The organism is Arthrobacter sp. TWP1-1 (assembly GCF_049897845.1).
In the GTDB taxonomy this organism is placed as follows: Bacteria; Actinomycetota; Actinomycetes; order Actinomycetales; family Micrococcaceae; genus Specibacter.
Genome location: NZ_JAFCXC010000005.1, coordinates 180,119 through 197,476 on the forward strand (window position 1 = coordinate 180,119; position 17,358 = coordinate 197,476).

General features: G+C 60.9%; 15 protein-coding genes. 9 read left to right on the plus strand and 6 right to left on the minus strand.

The window, feature by feature from the left end; all coding sequences use genetic code 11:
* Positions 1–110: 110 nt before the first annotated feature.
* Both ACP7B9_RS11280 and ACP7B9_RS11285 read left to right on the plus strand, forming a co-directional pair.
* Entirely contained in the window at positions 111–2,138 is a 2,028-nt protein-coding gene (locus ACP7B9_RS11280) for an FAD-dependent oxidoreductase (RefSeq protein WP_425863390.1), read from the plus strand.
* Positions 2,139–2,663 carry a PadR family transcriptional regulator gene (locus tag ACP7B9_RS11285; protein WP_425863392.1) on the plus strand — a complete coding sequence of 175 codons (525 nt, stop codon included), beginning with the start codon at positions 2,139–2,141 and terminating at the stop codon, positions 2,661–2,663.
* Here the strand turns inward: ACP7B9_RS11285 and ACP7B9_RS11290 are convergent.
* The 3 genes from ACP7B9_RS11290 to ACP7B9_RS11300 all read right to left on the minus strand — a co-directional run bounded on the left by ACP7B9_RS11290 (position 2,660) and on the right by ACP7B9_RS11300 (position 4,581).
* Positions 2,660–2,935: a hypothetical protein gene (locus tag ACP7B9_RS11290; RefSeq protein ID WP_425863394.1), complete on the minus strand. Its 276-nt coding sequence runs from the start codon at positions 2,933–2,935 to the stop codon at positions 2,660–2,662. The two genes, ACP7B9_RS11285 and ACP7B9_RS11290, sit on opposite strands and share 4 nt — an antisense overlap.
* Before the next feature lie 84 nt (positions 2,936–3,019).
* Entirely contained in the window at positions 3,020–3,775 is a 756-nt protein-coding gene (locus ACP7B9_RS11295) for an ABC transporter permease (RefSeq protein ID WP_425863396.1), read from the minus strand.
* Entirely contained in the window at positions 3,772–4,581 is an 810-nt protein-coding gene (locus ACP7B9_RS11300; protein ID WP_425863398.1) for an ABC transporter ATP-binding protein, read from the minus strand. Before ACP7B9_RS11300 ends, ACP7B9_RS11295 begins: the two co-directional genes overlap by 4 nt.
* Positions 4,582–4,801: 220 nt before the next feature.
* Here ACP7B9_RS11300 and ACP7B9_RS11305 point away from each other — a divergent pair, with 220 nt between their 5' ends.
* From ACP7B9_RS11305 to ACP7B9_RS11315, 3 genes are all read left to right on the plus strand, one after another.
* Positions 4,802–5,026: a hypothetical protein gene (locus ACP7B9_RS11305; protein WP_425863400.1), complete on the plus strand. Its 225-nt coding sequence runs from the start codon at positions 4,802–4,804 to the stop codon at positions 5,024–5,026.
* A gap of 356 nt (positions 5,027–5,382) precedes the next feature.
* Positions 5,383–7,176: a proline--tRNA ligase gene (locus ACP7B9_RS11310; protein ID WP_425863402.1), complete on the plus strand. Its 1,794-nt coding sequence runs from the start codon at positions 5,383–5,385 to the stop codon at positions 7,174–7,176.
* Positions 7,177–7,353: 177 nt separating this feature from the next.
* Positions 7,354–8,154 (plus strand): sulfite exporter TauE/SafE family protein, encoded by an 801-nt coding sequence (locus tag ACP7B9_RS11315; RefSeq protein ID WP_425863404.1) that lies wholly within the window; start codon positions 7,354–7,356, stop codon positions 8,152–8,154.
* On the opposite strand, the gene ACP7B9_RS11320 is transcribed toward ACP7B9_RS11315, so the two are convergent.
* From ACP7B9_RS11320 to ACP7B9_RS11330, 3 genes are all read right to left on the minus strand, one after another.
* Positions 8,151–9,137 (minus strand): aminoglycoside phosphotransferase family protein, encoded by a 987-nt coding sequence (locus ACP7B9_RS11320; RefSeq protein WP_425863405.1) that lies wholly within the window; start codon positions 9,135–9,137, stop codon positions 8,151–8,153. The genes ACP7B9_RS11315 and ACP7B9_RS11320 overlap by 4 nt on opposite strands.
* Before the next feature lie 65 nt (positions 9,138–9,202).
* Positions 9,203–9,934 carry a VIT1/CCC1 transporter family protein gene (locus ACP7B9_RS11325; RefSeq protein ID WP_425863407.1) on the minus strand — a complete coding sequence of 244 codons (732 nt, stop codon included), beginning with the start codon at positions 9,932–9,934 and terminating at the stop codon, positions 9,203–9,205.
* A 91-nt stretch (positions 9,935–10,025) separates the two neighbouring features.
* Positions 10,026–11,996, minus strand: coding sequence for a DUF4439 domain-containing protein (locus ACP7B9_RS11330; RefSeq protein WP_425863408.1), 1,971 nt, complete (start codon positions 11,994–11,996; stop codon positions 10,026–10,028).
* A gap of 168 nt (positions 11,997–12,164) precedes the next feature.
* On the opposite strand from ACP7B9_RS11330, the gene rimP reads away from it, so the two are divergent.
* From rimP to infB, 4 genes are all read left to right on the plus strand, one after another.
* Positions 12,165–12,794: a ribosome maturation factor RimP gene (gene rimP, locus ACP7B9_RS11335; RefSeq protein ID WP_425863410.1), complete on the plus strand. Its 630-nt coding sequence runs from the start codon at positions 12,165–12,167 to the stop codon at positions 12,792–12,794.
* Positions 12,795–12,796: 2 nt separating this feature from the next.
* Complete coding sequence (nusA, locus tag ACP7B9_RS11340) at positions 12,797–13,768, plus strand: transcription termination factor NusA (protein WP_425863412.1); 972 nt, start codon at positions 12,797–12,799, stop codon at positions 13,766–13,768.
* 211 nt (positions 13,769–13,979) lie between these two features.
* Entirely contained in the window at positions 13,980–14,204 is a 225-nt protein-coding gene (locus tag ACP7B9_RS11345; protein ID WP_425863414.1) for a YlxR family protein, read from the plus strand.
* A 176-nt stretch (positions 14,205–14,380) separates the two neighbouring features.
* Positions 14,381–17,326 (plus strand): translation initiation factor IF-2, encoded by a 2,946-nt coding sequence (gene infB, locus ACP7B9_RS11350; RefSeq protein ID WP_425863416.1) that lies wholly within the window; start codon positions 14,381–14,383, stop codon positions 17,324–17,326.
* The last annotated feature ends 32 nt before the right edge of the window (positions 17,327–17,358 follow it).

Genomic DNA, 17,358 nt, shown 5'->3' on the forward strand with positions numbered 1-17,358 from the left:
GATATCCCTGCCGAACTGCCCCCGAACCGCCGCAAGCCACACAAAGATGTAGCCCACGTCACCATTTCTGCGCTACGATTATGCAACTTGTTGCGCAAAGGAGTGCATGAATGAACGCTGGCCAGTTTCCCCACCTGTTCGCCCCCCTCGACCTCGGCTTTACTACATTGCCCAACCGGGTCCTGATGGGCTCCATGCACGTTGGCCTGGAGGAACAGCCGGGCGGCTTTGAGCGCATGGCCACCTTTTACGCCGAACGGGCGCGTGGCGGCGTCGGTCTGATGGTCACCGGAGGAATCTCGCCCAACGACGCCGGACGGCCCATGAAGGGTGGTGCCAAGCTAAGCACCGCCGAAGAAGCCCAACAGCACAAAGTTGTCACGGATGCGGTGCATGCCGAAGGTGCCAAGATCGCCCTCCAACTGTTGCACTTTGGCCGCTACGCCTCACATGGGCAGCTCGTGGCCCCGAGCGCGGTTCAGGCGCCCATTAGCCCGCTCACACCACACCCGCTCAGCGTCGACGAGATTGAGCAGACCATTGAAGACTTCGCCCACGCTGCGCAGTTGGCTCAGTCTGCAGGGTACGACGGCGTCGAAATTATGGGTTCCGAAGGCTACCTGATCAATGAATTCGTGGCCCGACGGACCAACCACCGCAGCGATGAATGGGGCGGATCCTACGAGAATCGGATGCGCTTCCCCGTAGAGATTGTCCGCCGCGTCCGAGAACGGGTCGGCGAGAACTTCATCATCATTTACCGGCTGTCCATGCTGGACCTAGTTGAGGACGGCTCCACCCTGTCGGAAGTGATCCAGCTGGCCCAAGCCGTGGAAAGGGTTGGGGCCACGATCATCAATACCGGTATCGGCTGGCACGAGGCCCGCATTCCCACCATCGCCACCTCGGTGCCACGGGCCGGATTTGCATGGGTAACCAAAAAGCTCATGGGCTCTGTAGGCATCCCGCTGATCACCACGAACCGCATCAACACGCCGAACGTGGCGGAGCAAATCCTCGCTGACGGCACAGCCGACATGGTCTCAATGGCCCGCCCATTTCTTGCCGATCCATTCTTTATGCGCAAGGCCAAGGAGGGCCGAAGCGATGAAATCAACAGCTGCATCGGCTGTAATCAAGCCTGCCTAGACCACACATTTGCGGGTAAGACCTCCTCCTGCCTGGTCAACCCCCGGGCCTGCCACGAAACTGAACTTGTCATCGAGCCAACACCGGATCCCAAGAAACTCGCGGTGGTAGGTGCCGGCCCGGCCGGTTTGGCCTTCGCCGTGACAGCAGCCGAACGGGGCCACCACGTCACACTTATTGATGCTGCTGCCGAGGTTGGCGGGCAGTTCAACATTGCCAAGCAGATTCCCGGGAAGGAGGAATTTCACGAAACCATCAGGTACTTCACCCGCCAAGTGCAGCTGCGCGGCATCGAACTGCGTCTCAACACCAGGGCCAGTGTGGAAAGCCTCCTCGCGGAAGACTTTGACCAGATAGTCCTCGCCACCGGCGTCACGCCACGCACTCCAGAGTTCGACGGCGTCGACCACCCCAGCGTGCTGAGCTACCTCGATGTTTTGCGGGACAAGAAGCCTGTGGGTACCAACGTGGCCATCCTCGGCGCTGGTGGGATCGGCTTCGACGTGGCCGAATACATCACCGCACACGGCACCAGCGCAACTCTCGTTCCGGAAAAGTTTTACCGTGAGTGGGGCATTGATCCCGAGTACGCGAATGCCGGCGGCATCACCACGCCCGCCCCGCCCCGCCCCGATCGCCGGGTTGGCCTATTCCAGCGCAAGGCCACCAAGGTTGGCGCAGGACTGGGTAAAACCACAGGGTGGATCCACCGCACCGAGCTGAAGGCCAAAGGGGTCCAGATGGTGCCCGGGGTTGAATACCAAAAGATTGACGACGCCGGACTGCACCTGCGCGTCAACGGTACCGACACGGTGCTCGCCGTGGACACCGTCATCCTCTGCACCGGCCAGGACCCCCGGCGCGAACTGTTGGCGGGGCTGGAAGCAGGGGGCGCCGTCGTACATCTGATCGGGGGAGCGGATGTGGCGGCAGAGTTGGATGCTAAGCGGGCCATTGATCAGGGCACGCGATTGGCGGCACGAATCTAGATGTCGCTACCACACGCAATATTGACCTCGCTTCTGGAACGGCCGTGCACGGGGGCTGAATTGGCGCGGCGTTTCGATAAGTCGCTGGGGTATTTTTGGCAGGCGACGCACCAACAGATTTACCGGGAGCTTGGAAAGATGGAGCAGGCCGGGCTGGTGGCGGCGCTCGGACTGCCATCGAGCCGCGGGCAGCAACGCTATTTTGAGGTCCTCGATCCGGGACGTGCCGAGCTTCAACGGTGGTGTGGCGGGCAAGGCGATCCGCGACCCATGCGGGACGAGCTGTTGGTGCGGATGCGTGCGGCAGCAGTCCTTGGAACCGTGGATGTCACCGACGAACTGCGGCGGCATCAGCATTTGCACACAGAGACATTGCAGCGCTACCGGCTCATTGAGCTCAAGGATTTCCCGCCTGGTACGGCACGCTCCGCGGCAGATGAATTGCAGCTGGCAGTGTTGCGGGCAGGCATTGCGTTCGAACTTTCCTGGCTCGCCTGGTGCGAGCAGACCCTGATAGATCTCTAGCTGCTGCTGGTAGTTTCCTGAGCTGCGGCCTGTGCCTTGAGCGTGTGCGCAGTATCTTCGAGCATGGTCGCTGCCCGGACAATTACAGGGGCGTAGGAAGAGCGCCATGCGTGCTTGAAAACGAAGGCGTCCGGTCCTTCCCAGCGCAACTGGGACGTTATCCGGGTGTTAAGTTCATTCTTGACCGTCAGCAAGATGTCGTGAGCATGCTCGAGATCCAGAGCAAACCTTCTCAGATCCTCCGGGTCGGCGCCTTGAAAGCCGGTGCTCATTGAATCTCCTGTTATTGCCGTGACATTGCACCTCAACTTTAGGACGAGGGGACGTTGGAAGGCGATGGGCAGAGCTACCCATCCTCAAGCGGTCCGCCGTCGGAGGGTCAGCGAGGCAAGGAGCAGGACCACCACCACGAAGCCTGCGATCACCAGCAAATCAACGGTGAGGGCGTCGGTGGGTTCTGCGTGGGCGGCAACTTCCTGCAGGCCGTGCACTGCGTAGCTCAACGGCAGCACGTTGGAGATGGCCTCAAGGACCCCGTTCATCTGTTCCCTGGCCACAAATAGCCCACAGAGCAGGATCTGCGGAATGACCACAACGGGCATGAACTGGACAGCCTGAAATTCCGTGGTGGCAAAGGCTGAGCACAGCAGGCCAAGAGCGACGCCCAGAACGGCCGTGAGGACAGAAATCAACACCACCCAACCAGCATTCCCATCAATCTTCAGCCCAAAGACCCAATAAGCTGTCCCCGTGGCGACGAGCGCTTGCAGCGCCGCCATGATGGAAAACGCGAGGGCATAGCCGAAGAGCAGATCGGCCTTATGGATCGGCGTGGTCAAGAGTCGCTCCAGCGTGCCAGAAGTTCGTTCCCGCAGCATGGTGATCGAGGTGACGAGAAACATCACCACGAACGGGAAAATCCCCAGCATCATCAGCCCCACCCGGTCAAAGGTGCGCGGCATTCCCGGCAGTAGCGTCTCGTTTTGGTAGAGCCAGTAGACCAGCGCCAACAAGATGGCAGGAACCACCAGGATCATGCCGATGCTGCGTGGATCTCCCTTGAGCTGGCGCAACACTCGGGCGCATGTTGCCCACATCATTCTCAGATTCATGATGCCGACCTTTCCTGCGACGCGATGGATTCTTGAATCAGGTGCAGAAAGGCGAGTTCCAGATCGTCAGTGCGTCCGTTCTCCCTCAGTTGGGCAGGTGTGAGCTGCGACAGCAGCAAGCCATCGCGCAAAAGCAAGAGCGAATCGCAATGCCCGGCCTCTTCCATGACATGGCTGGAAATGATCAGCGTGGTTCCCTCGGAGGCCATGGCGGCAAATTGTTGCCACAGGTCTGCGCGCAGCACAGGATCCAGACCGACAGTTGGTTCGTCCAAGACCAATAACTTCGGCTTACCCACCAGCGCACATGCCAGGGATACCCGGCTAAATTGCCCGCCGGACAAACTGCCCGCTCTCCGCTTGGCCAGCTCAGAAAGTCCGACGGCGGCCAGCACTGCCTGTGCCTCGTCCCGGCTGCATCCGTGAACGGCGCCGAAGTAACGTACGTTGTCGATGACGCTCAGGTCCCGGTACACGCTTGCCGCCTGGGTGACGTATCCGACGTCGTTCCTGTTCAAAGGATCGCCGGCGGGCCGGCCTAGGACGGTGACCGTGCCGGCCGTAATCTTTTGGACACCGACCAAGGCGCGCATGAACGTGGTTTTACCGCTGCCGGAAGGGCCGAGCAGGCCGGTAATACGACCAGCGGGGATGCTACATGTGATATTCGCCAGCACGGTGGACTGCCCGCGATGTACGCGTAAGCCCTCAACATTGACGCTGACCGGGCCTGTCATTCCAGAGGGATCGGCCGGAACTGGAGCAAAGGGAGGTTCGGGGGCAGGCAACGCTGCGCGATGTGACATCTGGGCTCCAAGGCTGCCGGTAAATGGTCGTGTCAATACAAACTATCGCCGGGGCAGGGGAGTGTCCACCCTCCACACTGACTGTGCATGACTCATAGGGAAATAACTGGTTAGTCCTTGAAGACGTGCAGCCAGAGCGCGTAGCTTGGCAATGGTGCACCGCCTAGATGCACCTTCCACGCACAAGTGGAACAAGGGAACACTGAAAGGACTCACAGTCATGGCAGTTTCGGTTAATTTGGCAAAGGCACTGGACAAGGAATTTGAGGATAAGTCCCTCAAGGAAATTCTCGACGCTTCACCGGCAGCACTGGCAGGAATCACCGATGCCAAGGCCGATTCCCTCAAGGAACTCCTAGGCATCAAGACCATCCGCGAGCTCGGCAGCAACAAGTACTTCGCAATAGCTGGAGTGCTCGTGGCGCTGGAGAACAAGGCGGGCTAGTCCCCACACCCTCCCCAAGTGCAGCCGCTGGCGCGCCTGTACTTGGGGCCCCTCGGGCGCGTGGGCCCAATTACCGGGGTCTTTGAGATCTGGGGCCCAAGGTAAGCGGTGGGTGCAGCCGCTGGCGCGCCTGTACTTGGGGCCCCCTCGGGCGCGTGGGCCTAATTCAGCCAACGTAAGCGGCGAGTGCAGCCGATCGCGGTATTCATCCGCGGAGTTTTTTTCTCCCCATTTCCCTTGACTTTCCCTTGACCTAGGGGCCCGTGTGCCAGGGTACGGACTGAACCGGTAGATTAGTACCTGTCCGTCCTGATCGAGGGCGGCGCACACATACTTCAAGAAATGGAACATTTCGCGTGGCACTTCGCCTTTCCAAACTCTTTCTACGTACCTTGCGTGAAGATCCCGCCGACGCCGAGGTAGATAGCCACCGGCTACTCCTGCGCGCCGGCTACATCCGCCGCGCGGCTCCCGGCATCTACACCTGGCTGCCGCTGGGACTGCGCGTGCTGCGCAAGGTTGAAGCCATTGTGCGTGAAGAGATGGACGCCATCGGTGCCCAGGAAGTGCACTTCCCCGCGCTGTTGCCCCGCGAACCGTACGAGGCAACGAATCGCTGGCAGGAATACGGCGACAACCTCTTCCGCCTGCAGGACCGCAAGGGTGCCGACTACCTGCTGGCTCCCACACACGAGGAAATGTTCACGCTTCTCGTCAAGGACCTGTACTCCTCGTACAAGGACCTGCCGCTGAGCCTTTACCAAATCCAGAACAAGTACCGCGACGAGGCCCGTCCTCGCGCAGGACTACTGCGTGGCCGCGAGTTCGTCATGAAGGATTCCTACTCCTTTGACATTGACGACGCCGGACTGGACGCCAGCTACTTGGCTCACCGCGGTGCCTACTTGCGTATCTTTGAACGCCTTGGCCTGGAAATCATCCCGGTCGCCGCAACTGCTGGCGCCATGGGTGGTTCCAAGAGCGAAGAGTTCCTTCACCCCATGACCGTTGGTGAAGATACCTTTGTGCGTTCACCCGGAGGTTATGCAGCCAACGTTGAAGCTGTGACCACGGTTGTCCCGGAAGAGATCGACTTCAGCAACGCCCCGGCCGCACAGGTTTTGGACACGCCCGAAACGCCCACCATCGACTCCCTCGTCGCTGCCGCCAATGCCGTGGCACCCCGCGCCGAAGGCGAATGGACCGCAGCGGACACCTTGAAGAACGTTGTTCTCGCCGTTGACCTGCCCACGGGCGAGCGTCAGATCGTGATTGTGGGCCTGCCCGGCGACCGCGATGTAGACCTCAAGCGCATCGAAGCTAACATCGGTGCCCACCTGTCCATCGGTGGAGAAGTTGGTGTTGAAGCAGCCGGCGAAGCCGACCTGAAGAAGCATGCAGGACTTATCAAGGGTTACATCGGGCCAGGCCTGACCCTCGACGCAGCCGTACTCGGCGCCGAAGCTTCCACGAAGCTCCTGTACCTTGTCGATCCGCGCGTTGTCTCCGGAACCACGTGGATCACCGGAGCCAACGAAGAAGGTAAGCACGTCTTTGGCCTCGTGGCCGGGCGTGACTTCACCTGGGACGGCACGGTTGAAGCTGCCCAGGTTCGCGAAGGCGATCCGGCTCCCGACGGTTCCGGACCCCTCGAGGCCGCCCGCGGCATCGAAATGGGCCACATTTTCGCACTGGGCCGTAAGTACGCCGAGTCCCTAGACCTGAAGGTTTTGGACCAGAACGGCAAGCTCGCCGTCGTGACCATGGGTTCCTACGGCATCGGCGTCACCCGCGCAGTCGCTGCTCTGGCTGAATCCAACCATGACGACAAGGGCCTAATCTGGCCTGCCAAGGTTGCACCGGCGGATGTTCATGTGGTTGCCGTTGGCCGTGGCGAGGAAATCTTCGCCGCAGCAGAACAGCTCACGGCAGATCTTGAAGCCGCCGGCCTGGAGGTCATTTACGATGACCGCCCCAAGGTTTCCCCCGGCGTGAAGTTCGGCGACGCTGAACTCATCGGTGTCCCCACCATCCTGGCCGTAGGTCGCGGACTGGTTGACGGCGTCGTGGAAATCAAGAACCGCGCCACCGGCGTTGCCGAAAACATCGCCGTCGACGAGGCCGTTAAGTACATCCTCGACCAGCAGTAACCAGCCGCCGGACCCGGCGCGCACTTCCGCCAGCTGCCCCTCGCGGGCAGTAAGATTTCTCGCACGTTCACCAACCTCGTTCCTCGGCTGGTGCCCGTGCGTGGAAATCCATCCCCGCTCCGGGGCTGCTGGCTCTCGTGTGCGCCGGGTCCTTCGACGTCCGCAGAAGGGGACGCAATGATTTCCGGGTTTGAACACCTCACCATGGCCACGCTCTTGTTGATCATCGTGGCTGGTTTTGCTGCCGGCTGGATCGATGCTGTGGTGGGCGGTGGCGGGCTGATTCAGTTGCCCGTGATGTTGATGATCCCGGGCATTACGCCCGTACAGGCCTTGGCCACCAATAAGATGGGCTCCATCTTTGGTACTGCTACGAGCTCGGTGACTTACTACCGGCGCGTGAAACCTGACATGCGCACGGCCCTGCCCATGGCGGGTGTGGCGTTGATCGGTAGCGTGGGTGGTGCGGTCGTCGCAGCTAGCCTGCCCGGCTCGGTTTTCAAGCCGATCATCGTCGTTGCCCTTGTTGTGGTGTTGTTGTTTACGGCGCTTAAACCGAATATTGGCGAGCTTACGGCGCTGCGTCATTCGGGCAGCAAACACTATGTGGTTGCCGCTTGCATTGGCGGAATTATCGGCTTTTATGATGGCCTGATAGGTCCTGGAACCGGTTCTTTTCTGGTCATCGCTATGGTGACCCTCATGGGCTACGCGTTTCTGGAAGCCAGTGCCAAGGCAAAAATCGTCAACCTGGCGACGAACGCCGGCGCACTCATGTTCTTCCTGCCGCACGGTTCATTGCTGTGGGGAGTTGGCCTGGTCCTTGGCGGTGCCAACATGGCCGGTGGCTACCTGGGCGCGCGCACAGCTGTGAAGCAGGGCAGCAAGTTCATCCGGATCGTATTCCTTGTTGTCGTCGCCGTCCTGATCGTCAAGCTTGGCATCGACGTGGTCAACGAAAATATTCTCAGCCGTTAGGACAGCACGCTGAGCTCATGCGCACTCGGTAAACCCGGTAGCGTCTTCCCCGCCATCGTGCTGGCCACCCACAACGACCGCTGGGCGTCACCGCTATGTCCCGAATTCTCCAAGTACCACAACGCGTTTTCGACCTCACGGACAACGCTCCAGGCGGCGGCCAGGTCTTCGTCGAGGCCCGCGGCTTGCGCCAGTTGTGAGGAACGACGGCGGAGCGCAGCTTCCACGTTTCGCTGCGGCAGATCCCCAAGCCGATTCCAGAGGCAGGGTGCGACGGCGAATTCGCCGTCGCCAATCTGGGCCTGCGGGTCGATCGCTACATAAGCGTTGGAACCGGGCTTCGCCAGGATGTTCAGGTAGTGGAGGTCTGTGTGGACCAGAACGTCGTTACTGCTGCGGCGGGAAACGGCTCCCCGGGTTTGGCAGAGTTCTAGAGCGGCCTCAAGGAGCCAGCGGGGAAATGGTTCGGAGAGATCGCTCCAACGCTGTGGCAGTTCGTCGCAATAGCGTTCAGCCGTAGCCGCGATGTGGGGGAGCTGTTGCCATTGTTGGCGGTCGTCGGGACGAATGCTCAGGGCCCGGACAAGTCCGCCCCATAGGGAAATCGCTTCCTCCATGGGGAGTTGCATGAGGGATCGGCCGGCATCGAGCCGCTCCATGAGGGTTGCCCCGATCGATTCATCACCCTCCATCATCCGAACGATTCCGCGGCCGTCCCACAGTTGCAGGGCAACGGGTTCCAGAAGTGCCTCGTCAAAAGGGAAAGCAACCTTCAAAGCGGCCGGTACTCCGGCTGTGGTGAGGACCGGAACCACAATGCCCGTGTGCCCATGCCAGGGCATGGTGCCAGCCGGCAGATCAACACGCAGGTCCCATTGCTTCAGGGCTTGGGCGATCAGGGTTGGCAACTGGTCCAGCCACGTCCGACCCTCGGGGGTTTGTCGGTGGCGCAACCGCAACGGTTCAGGAATTTCGACTCTCATGGACACATCCTCGAGCTTAGCCGGTGGCACCCGGGTGGGCCCGTCGCCGTCGTACTGGAAAGGCTCTAGCCGACCAGTCCGCTGGAGCCCAGCAAACTGCCGATGGCGAACGTTGCGGCGAGGGCCAACGCGCCGCCGAGCACCACACGCGCGGCGGCCCGGATGCGAGAACCGCCGCCGATCATGGCGCCGATCCAGCCTGTGATGCCCAGTGCCAGGAGCACGGTGATAAAAGTGATGGGCACGCGGATGCTTTCGGGCGGCAGCAAGATGGCCAGCAGCGGCAGGATGGCGCCGAGAATGAAGGCGATGGCGGAAGCAAAGGCGGCGTGCCACGGGCTGACCACATCATGGACGTCCAGATTGAGTTCGGCGGAGAGGTGGGCGCCGAGGGCGTCGTGCTCGGTGAGCTCATCGGCTACGAGCGCCGCTGTGGCGGGGGAGAGGCCCTTCTGTTCATAAGCGCGCGCAAGGCCTGCGAGGTTCTCCCTTGGGGAACGTCTCAGTTCCGTCCGTTTGGCGGCGATCATGGAGTTTTGGCTATCCCGTTGGCTGCTGACGGAAACGTACTCGCCCAGGGCCATGGAGATGGCGCCGCCAACAAGTGCGGCCATTCCAGCTGTGAGGATGGGGCCGGATTCTGTCGTGGCACCGGCAACGCCGACGGCCACGGCCGCGACGGAAACAATTCCGTCATTGGCGCCCAAGACGCCTGCCCGCAACCAGTTCAGGCGCTGGGCGATTTCCCCTGTTTTCGTGAGCTCTCGGGGAGGTGTTAGCTGGTCTGCTCGCTTCATAGATAAAGCAAACCACCAGCTAGTTTCCAGCGCTAGCAAGGAAAGGATGTCCTCGCGAAGGCTTGGCTATCCTCACGCCAGGACGTACGAATCAGGCGTCTGGCATGCCTGCGAGAGCGCCTACCGACCCGCCCCAGAAGACCTGGGATTGGGTTGAGTCAAGCAGCCAGGCGACGGAGATTTCACGAAGCTCGGTGATGTTCGACGGCGTCTTGCCGTCGGCAGGTGCCTTGGGCGTCGCCGTGCCTGCTGTTTCGCCGGAAGGGGCCGTGCTCAGTGCTGCCAGATCCGCATAGATGCGGGCCAGATCCGATTCCAGCCCGGAAAGAGCAGTCGCGGGTGCGGTGGTGAACTGGTCATCGAGGGTGAATCCGGCGACAGGGGCAGCCAGTGGGAGGCACCGCACACGAAGTTCCTCGTTGAGGACCTTGAGTTTGTCCTCGTGGCGGGCAAGGAGTGCTTTTGACTTGCTAAATTGAGGCTCCGTCAGGTGTGTGGTGGCCACCTGGTATGCGTAAATGGCCTTCTGTTCACCCAAGGCCGCGGCCCGCAATGCGGAATCGATGGTGGCGCCGGGGCGTGGATCCAGGGCCGACTTGCACTCGGGACCCTCTGGAGCGGCGAAAGTAACTCGTGCGGGCAGGAAATTCGAGGAGGGCGGCGTGCTGCCAGCTGCCGAACTCAGGCTTTGTGCCAGCACAAGCTGACTGGTTCCGGCTGCCGCAAAGACCCGGCCCATAGCCTGCTCTGCCGACAAAGCACTCTCCAGGAGTTCACCGCCGCTTGAGTTCAGCGCAACGATGAAACCGTCCAAGGACACCGGTGCTTCGGTAGCTGCAGCCGTAGCCGTTGAAGTGTTTGGCGGCAGCCCATCACCCAGCGCGGCCGATTGGGCTGCCAAGAATGTTGCAGTCTGATTCAGAATCTCCGCAACCTTTGGGGTAGCGGTTGAGCTGGCCAAGGTCGAAGCTTGGCCCATCAGGGAGTTTGTCTTGTCCCAAGCTGCTTGGCGGTTCAGTTCGGTCTGCGACTGCGCCAAGGCGGCGTCGTTTTTGCCCGCCAGAACCGTTCCCATGCCAACGACGATGGCCACTATGACGACCATGAAGAGGGAGGCCTTCAAGAAGGCCAGAAGCCGGCTTCGCTTCTTTGCCGACGGCTTGGCGTCAGGGGTGGATTTAGAGGTCGAATCAGAGGTCGCCAATTTGGGGGATTCGGCTGCGTTCACGGCCGTGGCCGCAAGTACGGGAGCGGCTTGTGTGGCGAGAGCAGCTGTGGCCGGCTGCGCATCCGGCTTCTGCTCCGCCAGTCGCCGTTCGCGGCGCGACATAGGTGCCGACTCGTCCGACTCCTTGGACGTCTCGGCTGCCAATGCGGTGTCAGATGCGTCAGCGGGTTCTATTTCAGGAACGTCGCTGGGCTCAATGTCGTCGGCCGATTCTGTTGCCTGTGTTGGCGCGTCATCGTCTGTTGTTGCAGCATCGGTTACTGCAGGGGATTCTTCGCTGTCTTGGGAGTCGGGTTCAACCGGTGTTGAGGCCGGCGGCACCGATTCTTCGGACTCTTCGGACTCCTCAGCGGGTTCTACTTCGAGAACGTCGCTGGGGGACTCCTCAGTTGCGGACTGGTCCTCGGACTTCTCAACGCCTGCTTCGGCAACGGTCGCAGCTTCTTTGTCCTCGACTTCATTGCCCTCGGCAGAAACAGGAGAAACAAGGGAATCTTCGATGAGTGATTCCTCCGCGGAGGCGTCATTATCGTCAACCTCGACCGCGGCGGAAGGCGGGCTCGACGCGGCTGGTGAGTGTCCGGCGTCGTTGGTCTCAGTACCAGAACCAGAATCAACGTCTTCGATCTCAACGCCCGGGCCGGGGACGATCATGCCATCGGTGCCGATGAGCAGGAGAGCCGGGGCGGCAGTAGCGGATTTCGCGGGTGCTCCGGCAGGCGCAGTCGCGCGGCGAGGACCCTTGCGCGGGCTCCTTCCCGACGGGCTGCCGGGCACAGCAACATCTGCGGGAATGGGAGAGTTCGGCTCGGCCTGAGAATGTGGATTGGTCACAACTGCTGATCATCTCACGAGTGCCCTGTACGGTGCACAATGGCTGGCAACTGTTGTCGAAACTGAACAACAATGCGTCCATAGTCACACCCCAGCGGTTCAGCGTACGGGCCGGAAACTCGGTAGTCTATATAACTACAACAACATCAATAGGGAGGCGTGCGTTTTATGACGAAGCCGGACAGGTCCAAAATGACCGCACGCTCAGGGAATGCGCCCTCAGCATCGGATGCCATCGCTGAAGCGCAAAGGCTTCATGCATTCCTTACCCCTACGGTCGAAGCCGCGAATCTGTATCTAGAAGACGTTAAGGTGCACTTCGCAGGAGCTCACCGTACTGTCTCCATCATTGTTGATCTGCCTGAAGATGAGCCAGGCGGAGTGGGCCTTGATGCGATTTCCTCAATTTCACGGGAACTCTCCGACGCCATGGATACCGATCCTAACGATGACGGCAGCGCCTACGATCTGGAAATATCCTCACCCGGAGCAACCCGACCCCTGACTGAACCCCGCCATTGGCGCCGCGCACTGGGCCGCATGGCCAAGGTCAACGCCTCGGATCGGGAAAACTTCATGGGCCGAATTCTGGCCGTTGAAGACGATGGTGTGCTTTTCCGCCCGGAACTTCCGGTGAAAAAGGGCATGAAAGCCAAGCAGGGTGAACCTGAAAAGATCTTGTTTACGGTGATCCGCCGTGGTGTTGTTGAACTGGAATTTGCTCGCCTGGATGAGGCTGAGCTCGATTTGGAATTTGAACCGACAAGCGGCAACGCGGTCGATGGAGAGGGAAACTGACCATGGATATTGATATGAGCGCACTTCGCGAACTGGAGCGCCAACGGGAAATCCCCTTGGATGTGCTGATTCCCACCATTGAGCAGGCCTTGCTGATGGCCTACCACAAGTCGAGCGACGCCCACGATATGGCCCGCGCCGAGCTTGATCGCAAGAGCGGCCACGTCACCATTTGGGCTGCCGAGCTCGACGACGATGGCAATGCCATCGGTGAATTCGAGGACACACCCAAGGGCTTTGGCCGCATTGCTGCCAGCACCGCCCGCCAGGTCATCCTTCAGCGTCTTCGCGATGCCGAAGATGATGCAGTTGTGGGCGAGTACCGCGGTAAGGAAGGCGAACTCGTCGCCGGCCAGATCCAGCAGGGCAACAACCCGAACATGATTCAGATTGACCTGGGCGCCGTTGAGGGCGTTTTGCCTCCCAACGAGCAGGTGCCCGGCGAGGTCTACCGCCACGGAAACCGCATCCGCACCTTTGTGGTGGATGTTCACCGCGGCACCAAGGGCCCCTCGATCACGCTGTCACGTTCCCACCCCGGCCTCGTGCGCAAGCTCTTCGAAATGGAAGTTCCCGAGATTGCCGACGGCACCGTCGAGATCGTCGCCCTGGCCCGCGAAGCCGGTCACCGCACCAAGATGGCTGTTCAGGCCAACAAGGCCGGCGTTAACGCTAAGGGTTCCTGCATCGGTGAGATGGGTTCACGCGTTCGCGCGGTCATGACCGAGCTCAACGACGAGAAGATCGACATCGTTGATTTCAATGAGGATCCGGCCACGTTCATCGCCAACTCGCTCTCACCGTCGAAGGTGATTTCCGTCACCATCCTTGATGAGGCTTTGCGTTCAGCTCGCGTGGTAGTTCCGGATTATCAGCTGTCTTTGGCTATCGGCAAGGAAGGCCAGAACGCACGCTTGGCCGCCAAGCTCACAGGATGGCGCATCGACATCGTCTCCGACGCCGCGGCGGTTTAGGTCTGCGGTCGGCCCGCGCGGTAGAATAAGAAGAACCGGGCCCGAAACTGCCCTGACACCCTAAGTACATGAAGGCACAGCACAGTTGGCAAAGAAAGTAATTGCAGCGCAGTCAATTGACGCGCATGGCGATGCGGTCGAAGCTGACGAGTCTGTACGGACATGTATTGGGTGCAGGAAAAGTGGGGCACGGATTCAACTTGTTCGGCTAGTGCGATCAACCAACAGCTCCGGTGAAACGGAGGCATTGGTTGATGTTCGACGTCGTATACCTGGCAGGGGCGCTTGGCTGCACCCCAGCGAGGAATGTTGGAAGCTAGCGATCAAGCGACGCGCTATTGGCAGGGCCCTTCCGGGGGTCACCAATATCGGAGACGTTGAAGCGTTTGCACAGAATGGTTTGCCGCAACTGGCAGGCCACGTCATACGAACCTAATTGTCCCTTTTGTGAAAGCGGGTCAGAAAACCGATGGAAACCCGATGAGTACCCAGCGATGAGTGCCCAAAAATGAGCATCTTTGTGCTCTCTCATACCGCCCATTCCAACGTGGAATGTTGCAGTAAGAATTAAACGGTTCGTACCTGTCCGGTGCGGGCCGAGACAGGAGTAATGTGGCCAAGGCCCGCGTACACGAGCTTGCAAAAGAGCTCGGCATCACCTCAAAAGAAGCAGTAAGTAAGCTGCAGGAGTTGGGCGAATTCGTTCGTTCAGCATCCTCAACCATTGAGGCCCCCGTCGTGAAGAAACTTCGCGACGCATTCCCCACGGCAGCCCCGGCTGCCGAGTCAAAGCCTGCAGCAGCCGCACCGGCTGCTCCCAAGGCTGCTGAGTCCAAGGCACCCGCTGCCGCCCAGGAATCCGCACCGGCCGCGCCCAGCGCCGTCGTTCCTGGTCCGAAGGCTCCCGCGCCGGCTGTAAAGCCTGGCGCCAAGGCAACTCCGGCTGCTCCGGCACCCGCCGCTGCAACTCCGGCCCCGGCAGCTCCCGCTGCTGTTGCACCTGCTGCTCCCGCAGCAGCAACCCCCGCCGCTGCACCTAAGGCCGCTGCCCCCAAGGCTGCTGCCCCGGGTGCTCCGCGTCCGGGTAACAACCCGTTTGCAACCTCACAGGGTATGCCGCGTTCAGGCAGCCGCCCCGATCGCAACGAAGGTCGTAGTGACAACCGTGGCGACAACCGCGCACCCCGTCCGGCTGGAGCCGGCGCAGGTGCTGGTGCCGGTGCTCCGCGCCCCGGCAACAACCCGTTTGCACCGTCACAGGGCATGCCTCGCCCGGGTTCCTCACGCAACGCTGAAGCTGGCGCTGGTGGACCCCGTCCGGGTGGACCCCGTCCCGCAGCTGGCGCTGGTGGACCTCGTCCGGGCGCACCGCGTCCGGCCGGTGCCCCCGGTGCCGGTGGACCCCGTCCCGCCGGTGGCGCTCCGCGTCCGGGTGGAGCCCGTCCCACACCTGGCATGATGCCCAACCGCACCGAGCGCCCCGCTGCGCCCGGCCGCGGAACTGACCGTCCCGGTGCTCCGGGCCGTGGACGTCCGGGTGCTCCCGGTGCTACTCCCGGTGGCGCTCCAGGTGGAGCTCCCGCCGGTGGTGGCTTCGGCAAGGGTGGCCGCGGTCGCGGTGGTACCCAGGGTGCCTTCGGTAAGGGCGGCGCAGGCCGTGGCAAGCAGCGCAAGTCGAAGCGTGCCAAGCGCCAAGAACTAGAGCAGATGAGTGCTCCTTCACTTGGTGGCGTAACGGTTCCCCGCGGTAACGGCATCACCGTTATCCGCTTGCGTCGTGGTGCATCCATCTCGGACTTTGCCGACAAGATCGAGGCAAACCCCGCAGCATTGGTGACGGTACTCTTCCACTTGGGCGAAATGGCTACCGCCACGCAGTCCTTGGATGAAGACACCTTTGCACTCTTGGGTGCCGAGCTGGGCTACAAGGTCCAGGTCGTTTCCCCTGAAGATGAAGAGCGCGAACTGCTCAGCAGCTTCGACATCGACTTTGAAGCCGAGCTTGAAGCAGAAGGCGACGACGATCTTGAGGTTCGCCCGCCGGTTGTCACCGTCATGGGTCACGTTGACCATGGTAAGACCCGCCTGTTGGACGCCATCCGCAAGTCGGATGTTGTCGCCGATGAGCACGGTGGCATCACCCAGCACATCGGTGCCTACCAGATCGTGCACGAGCACGAGGGCAACGAACGTCGCATCACCTTCATCGATACACCCGGTCACGAGGCGTTCACCGCCATGCGTGCTCGTGGTGCCAAGGTCACCGACATTGCCGTTCTGGTAGTTGCCGCTGATGATGGCGTCATGCCGCAGACAGTTGAGGCGCTTAACCACGCTCAGGCTGCTGGTGTGCCGATCGTTGTTGCAGTGAACAAGATCGATAAGGAAGGCGCCAACCCGGAGAAGATCCGTGGCCAGCTGACCGAATACGGCTTGGTTCCTGAAGAATACGGTGGCGACACCATGTTCGTTGACGTATCCGCACGCAACGGCATCAACATCGAGGAACTCCTCGAAGCTGTGCTGTTGACAGCTGATGCTGCCTTGGACATGCGCGCCAACCCGAACAAGGACGCTCGAGGCATCGCCATCGAAGCCAACTTGGACAAGGGTCGCGGTTCCGTGGCAACTGTCCTGGTTCAGTCCGGTACTTTGCATGTCGGTGACACGATTGTTGCCGGTACCGCACACGGCCGTGTTCGTGCCATGTTCGATGAGAACGGTGACGTCATCACCGAGGCTGGACCCTCGCGTCCGGTCCAGGTCTTGGGTCTGTCCAACGTTCCCCGTGCAGGTGACACATTCTTCGTTACAGGAGATGAGCGTACGGCCCGCCAGATCGCTGAAAAGCGTGAAGCAGCAGACCGTAACGCAGCACTGGCCAAGCGCCGCAAGCGCATCAGCCTGGAAGACTTCGATCAGGCCGTTGCTGACGGCAAGGTTGACACTCTTAACCTCATCCTCAAGGGTGACGTTTCCGGTGCCGTTGAGGCCCTGGAAGACTCGTTGCTCAAGATCGATGTTGGCGAAGGCGTTCAGCTCCGCGTTATCCACCGCGGTGTCGGTGCCATCACGCAGAACGACGTCAACTTGGCTACTGTCGATAACGCCATCATCATCGGCTTCAACGTCAAGCCTGCTGAGCGTGTTGCTGAACTGGCTGACCGTGAAGGCGTTGACATGCGCTTCTACTCGGTCATCTACGGCGCCATCGATGACATTGAGCTGGCTCTCAAGGGCATGCTCAAGCCTGAGTACGAGGAAGCCGAACTGGGTACCGCGGAAATCCGCGAAGTATTCCGCTCTTCCAAGCACGGCAACATCGCTGGTTCAATCGTCCGTTCCGGCATCATCCGCCGTAACACGAAGGCCCGTGTCCTGCGTGCCGGCAAGATCATCGGTGACAACCTCACTGTTGACTCGCTCAAGCGCTTCAAGGATGACGCAACCGAAGTCCGCACCGACTTCGAGTGTGGTATTGGTTTGGGATCGTTCAACGACCTGCAGGCCGAGGACATCATCCAGACGTACGAGATGCGCGAAAAGCCGCGCGTCTAGTCCCCACGCCCACCACACCGCGGAGTGGGCCC

What these genes read in the sequence shown, in the direction of transcription:
- ACP7B9_RS11305 (WP_425863400.1), top strand. Translation starts at nt 4,802, where the DNA reads ATGGCAGTTTCGGTTAATTTGGCAAAGGCACTGGACAAGGAATTTGAG.
- ACP7B9_RS11325 (WP_425863407.1), bottom strand. Translation starts at nt 9,934, where the DNA reads ATGAAGCGAGCAGACCAGCTAACACCTCCCCGAGAGCTCACGAAAACA.
- ACP7B9_RS11295 (WP_425863396.1), bottom strand. Translation starts at nt 3,775, where the DNA reads ATGAATCTGAGAATGATGTGGGCAACATGCGCCCGAGTGTTGCGCCAG.
- rimP (WP_425863410.1), top strand. Translation starts at nt 12,165, where the DNA reads ATGACGAAGCCGGACAGGTCCAAAATGACCGCACGCTCAGGGAATGCG.
- ACP7B9_RS11320 (WP_425863405.1), bottom strand. Translation starts at nt 9,137, where the DNA reads ATGAGAGTCGAAATTCCTGAACCGTTGCGGTTGCGCCACCGACAAACC.
- nusA (WP_425863412.1), top strand. Translation starts at nt 12,797, where the DNA reads ATGGATATTGATATGAGCGCACTTCGCGAACTGGAGCGCCAACGGGAA.
- ACP7B9_RS11300 (WP_425863398.1), bottom strand. Translation starts at nt 4,581, where the DNA reads ATGTCACATCGCGCAGCGTTGCCTGCCCCCGAACCTCCCTTTGCTCCA.
- ACP7B9_RS11290 (WP_425863394.1), bottom strand. Translation starts at nt 2,935, where the DNA reads ATGAGCACCGGCTTTCAAGGCGCCGACCCGGAGGATCTGAGAAGGTTT.
- ACP7B9_RS11315 (WP_425863404.1), top strand. Translation starts at nt 7,354, where the DNA reads ATGATTTCCGGGTTTGAACACCTCACCATGGCCACGCTCTTGTTGATC.
- ACP7B9_RS11285 (WP_425863392.1), top strand. Translation starts at nt 2,139, where the DNA reads ATGTCGCTACCACACGCAATATTGACCTCGCTTCTGGAACGGCCGTGC.
- ACP7B9_RS11280 (WP_425863390.1), top strand. Translation starts at nt 111, where the DNA reads ATGAACGCTGGCCAGTTTCCCCACCTGTTCGCCCCCCTCGACCTCGGC.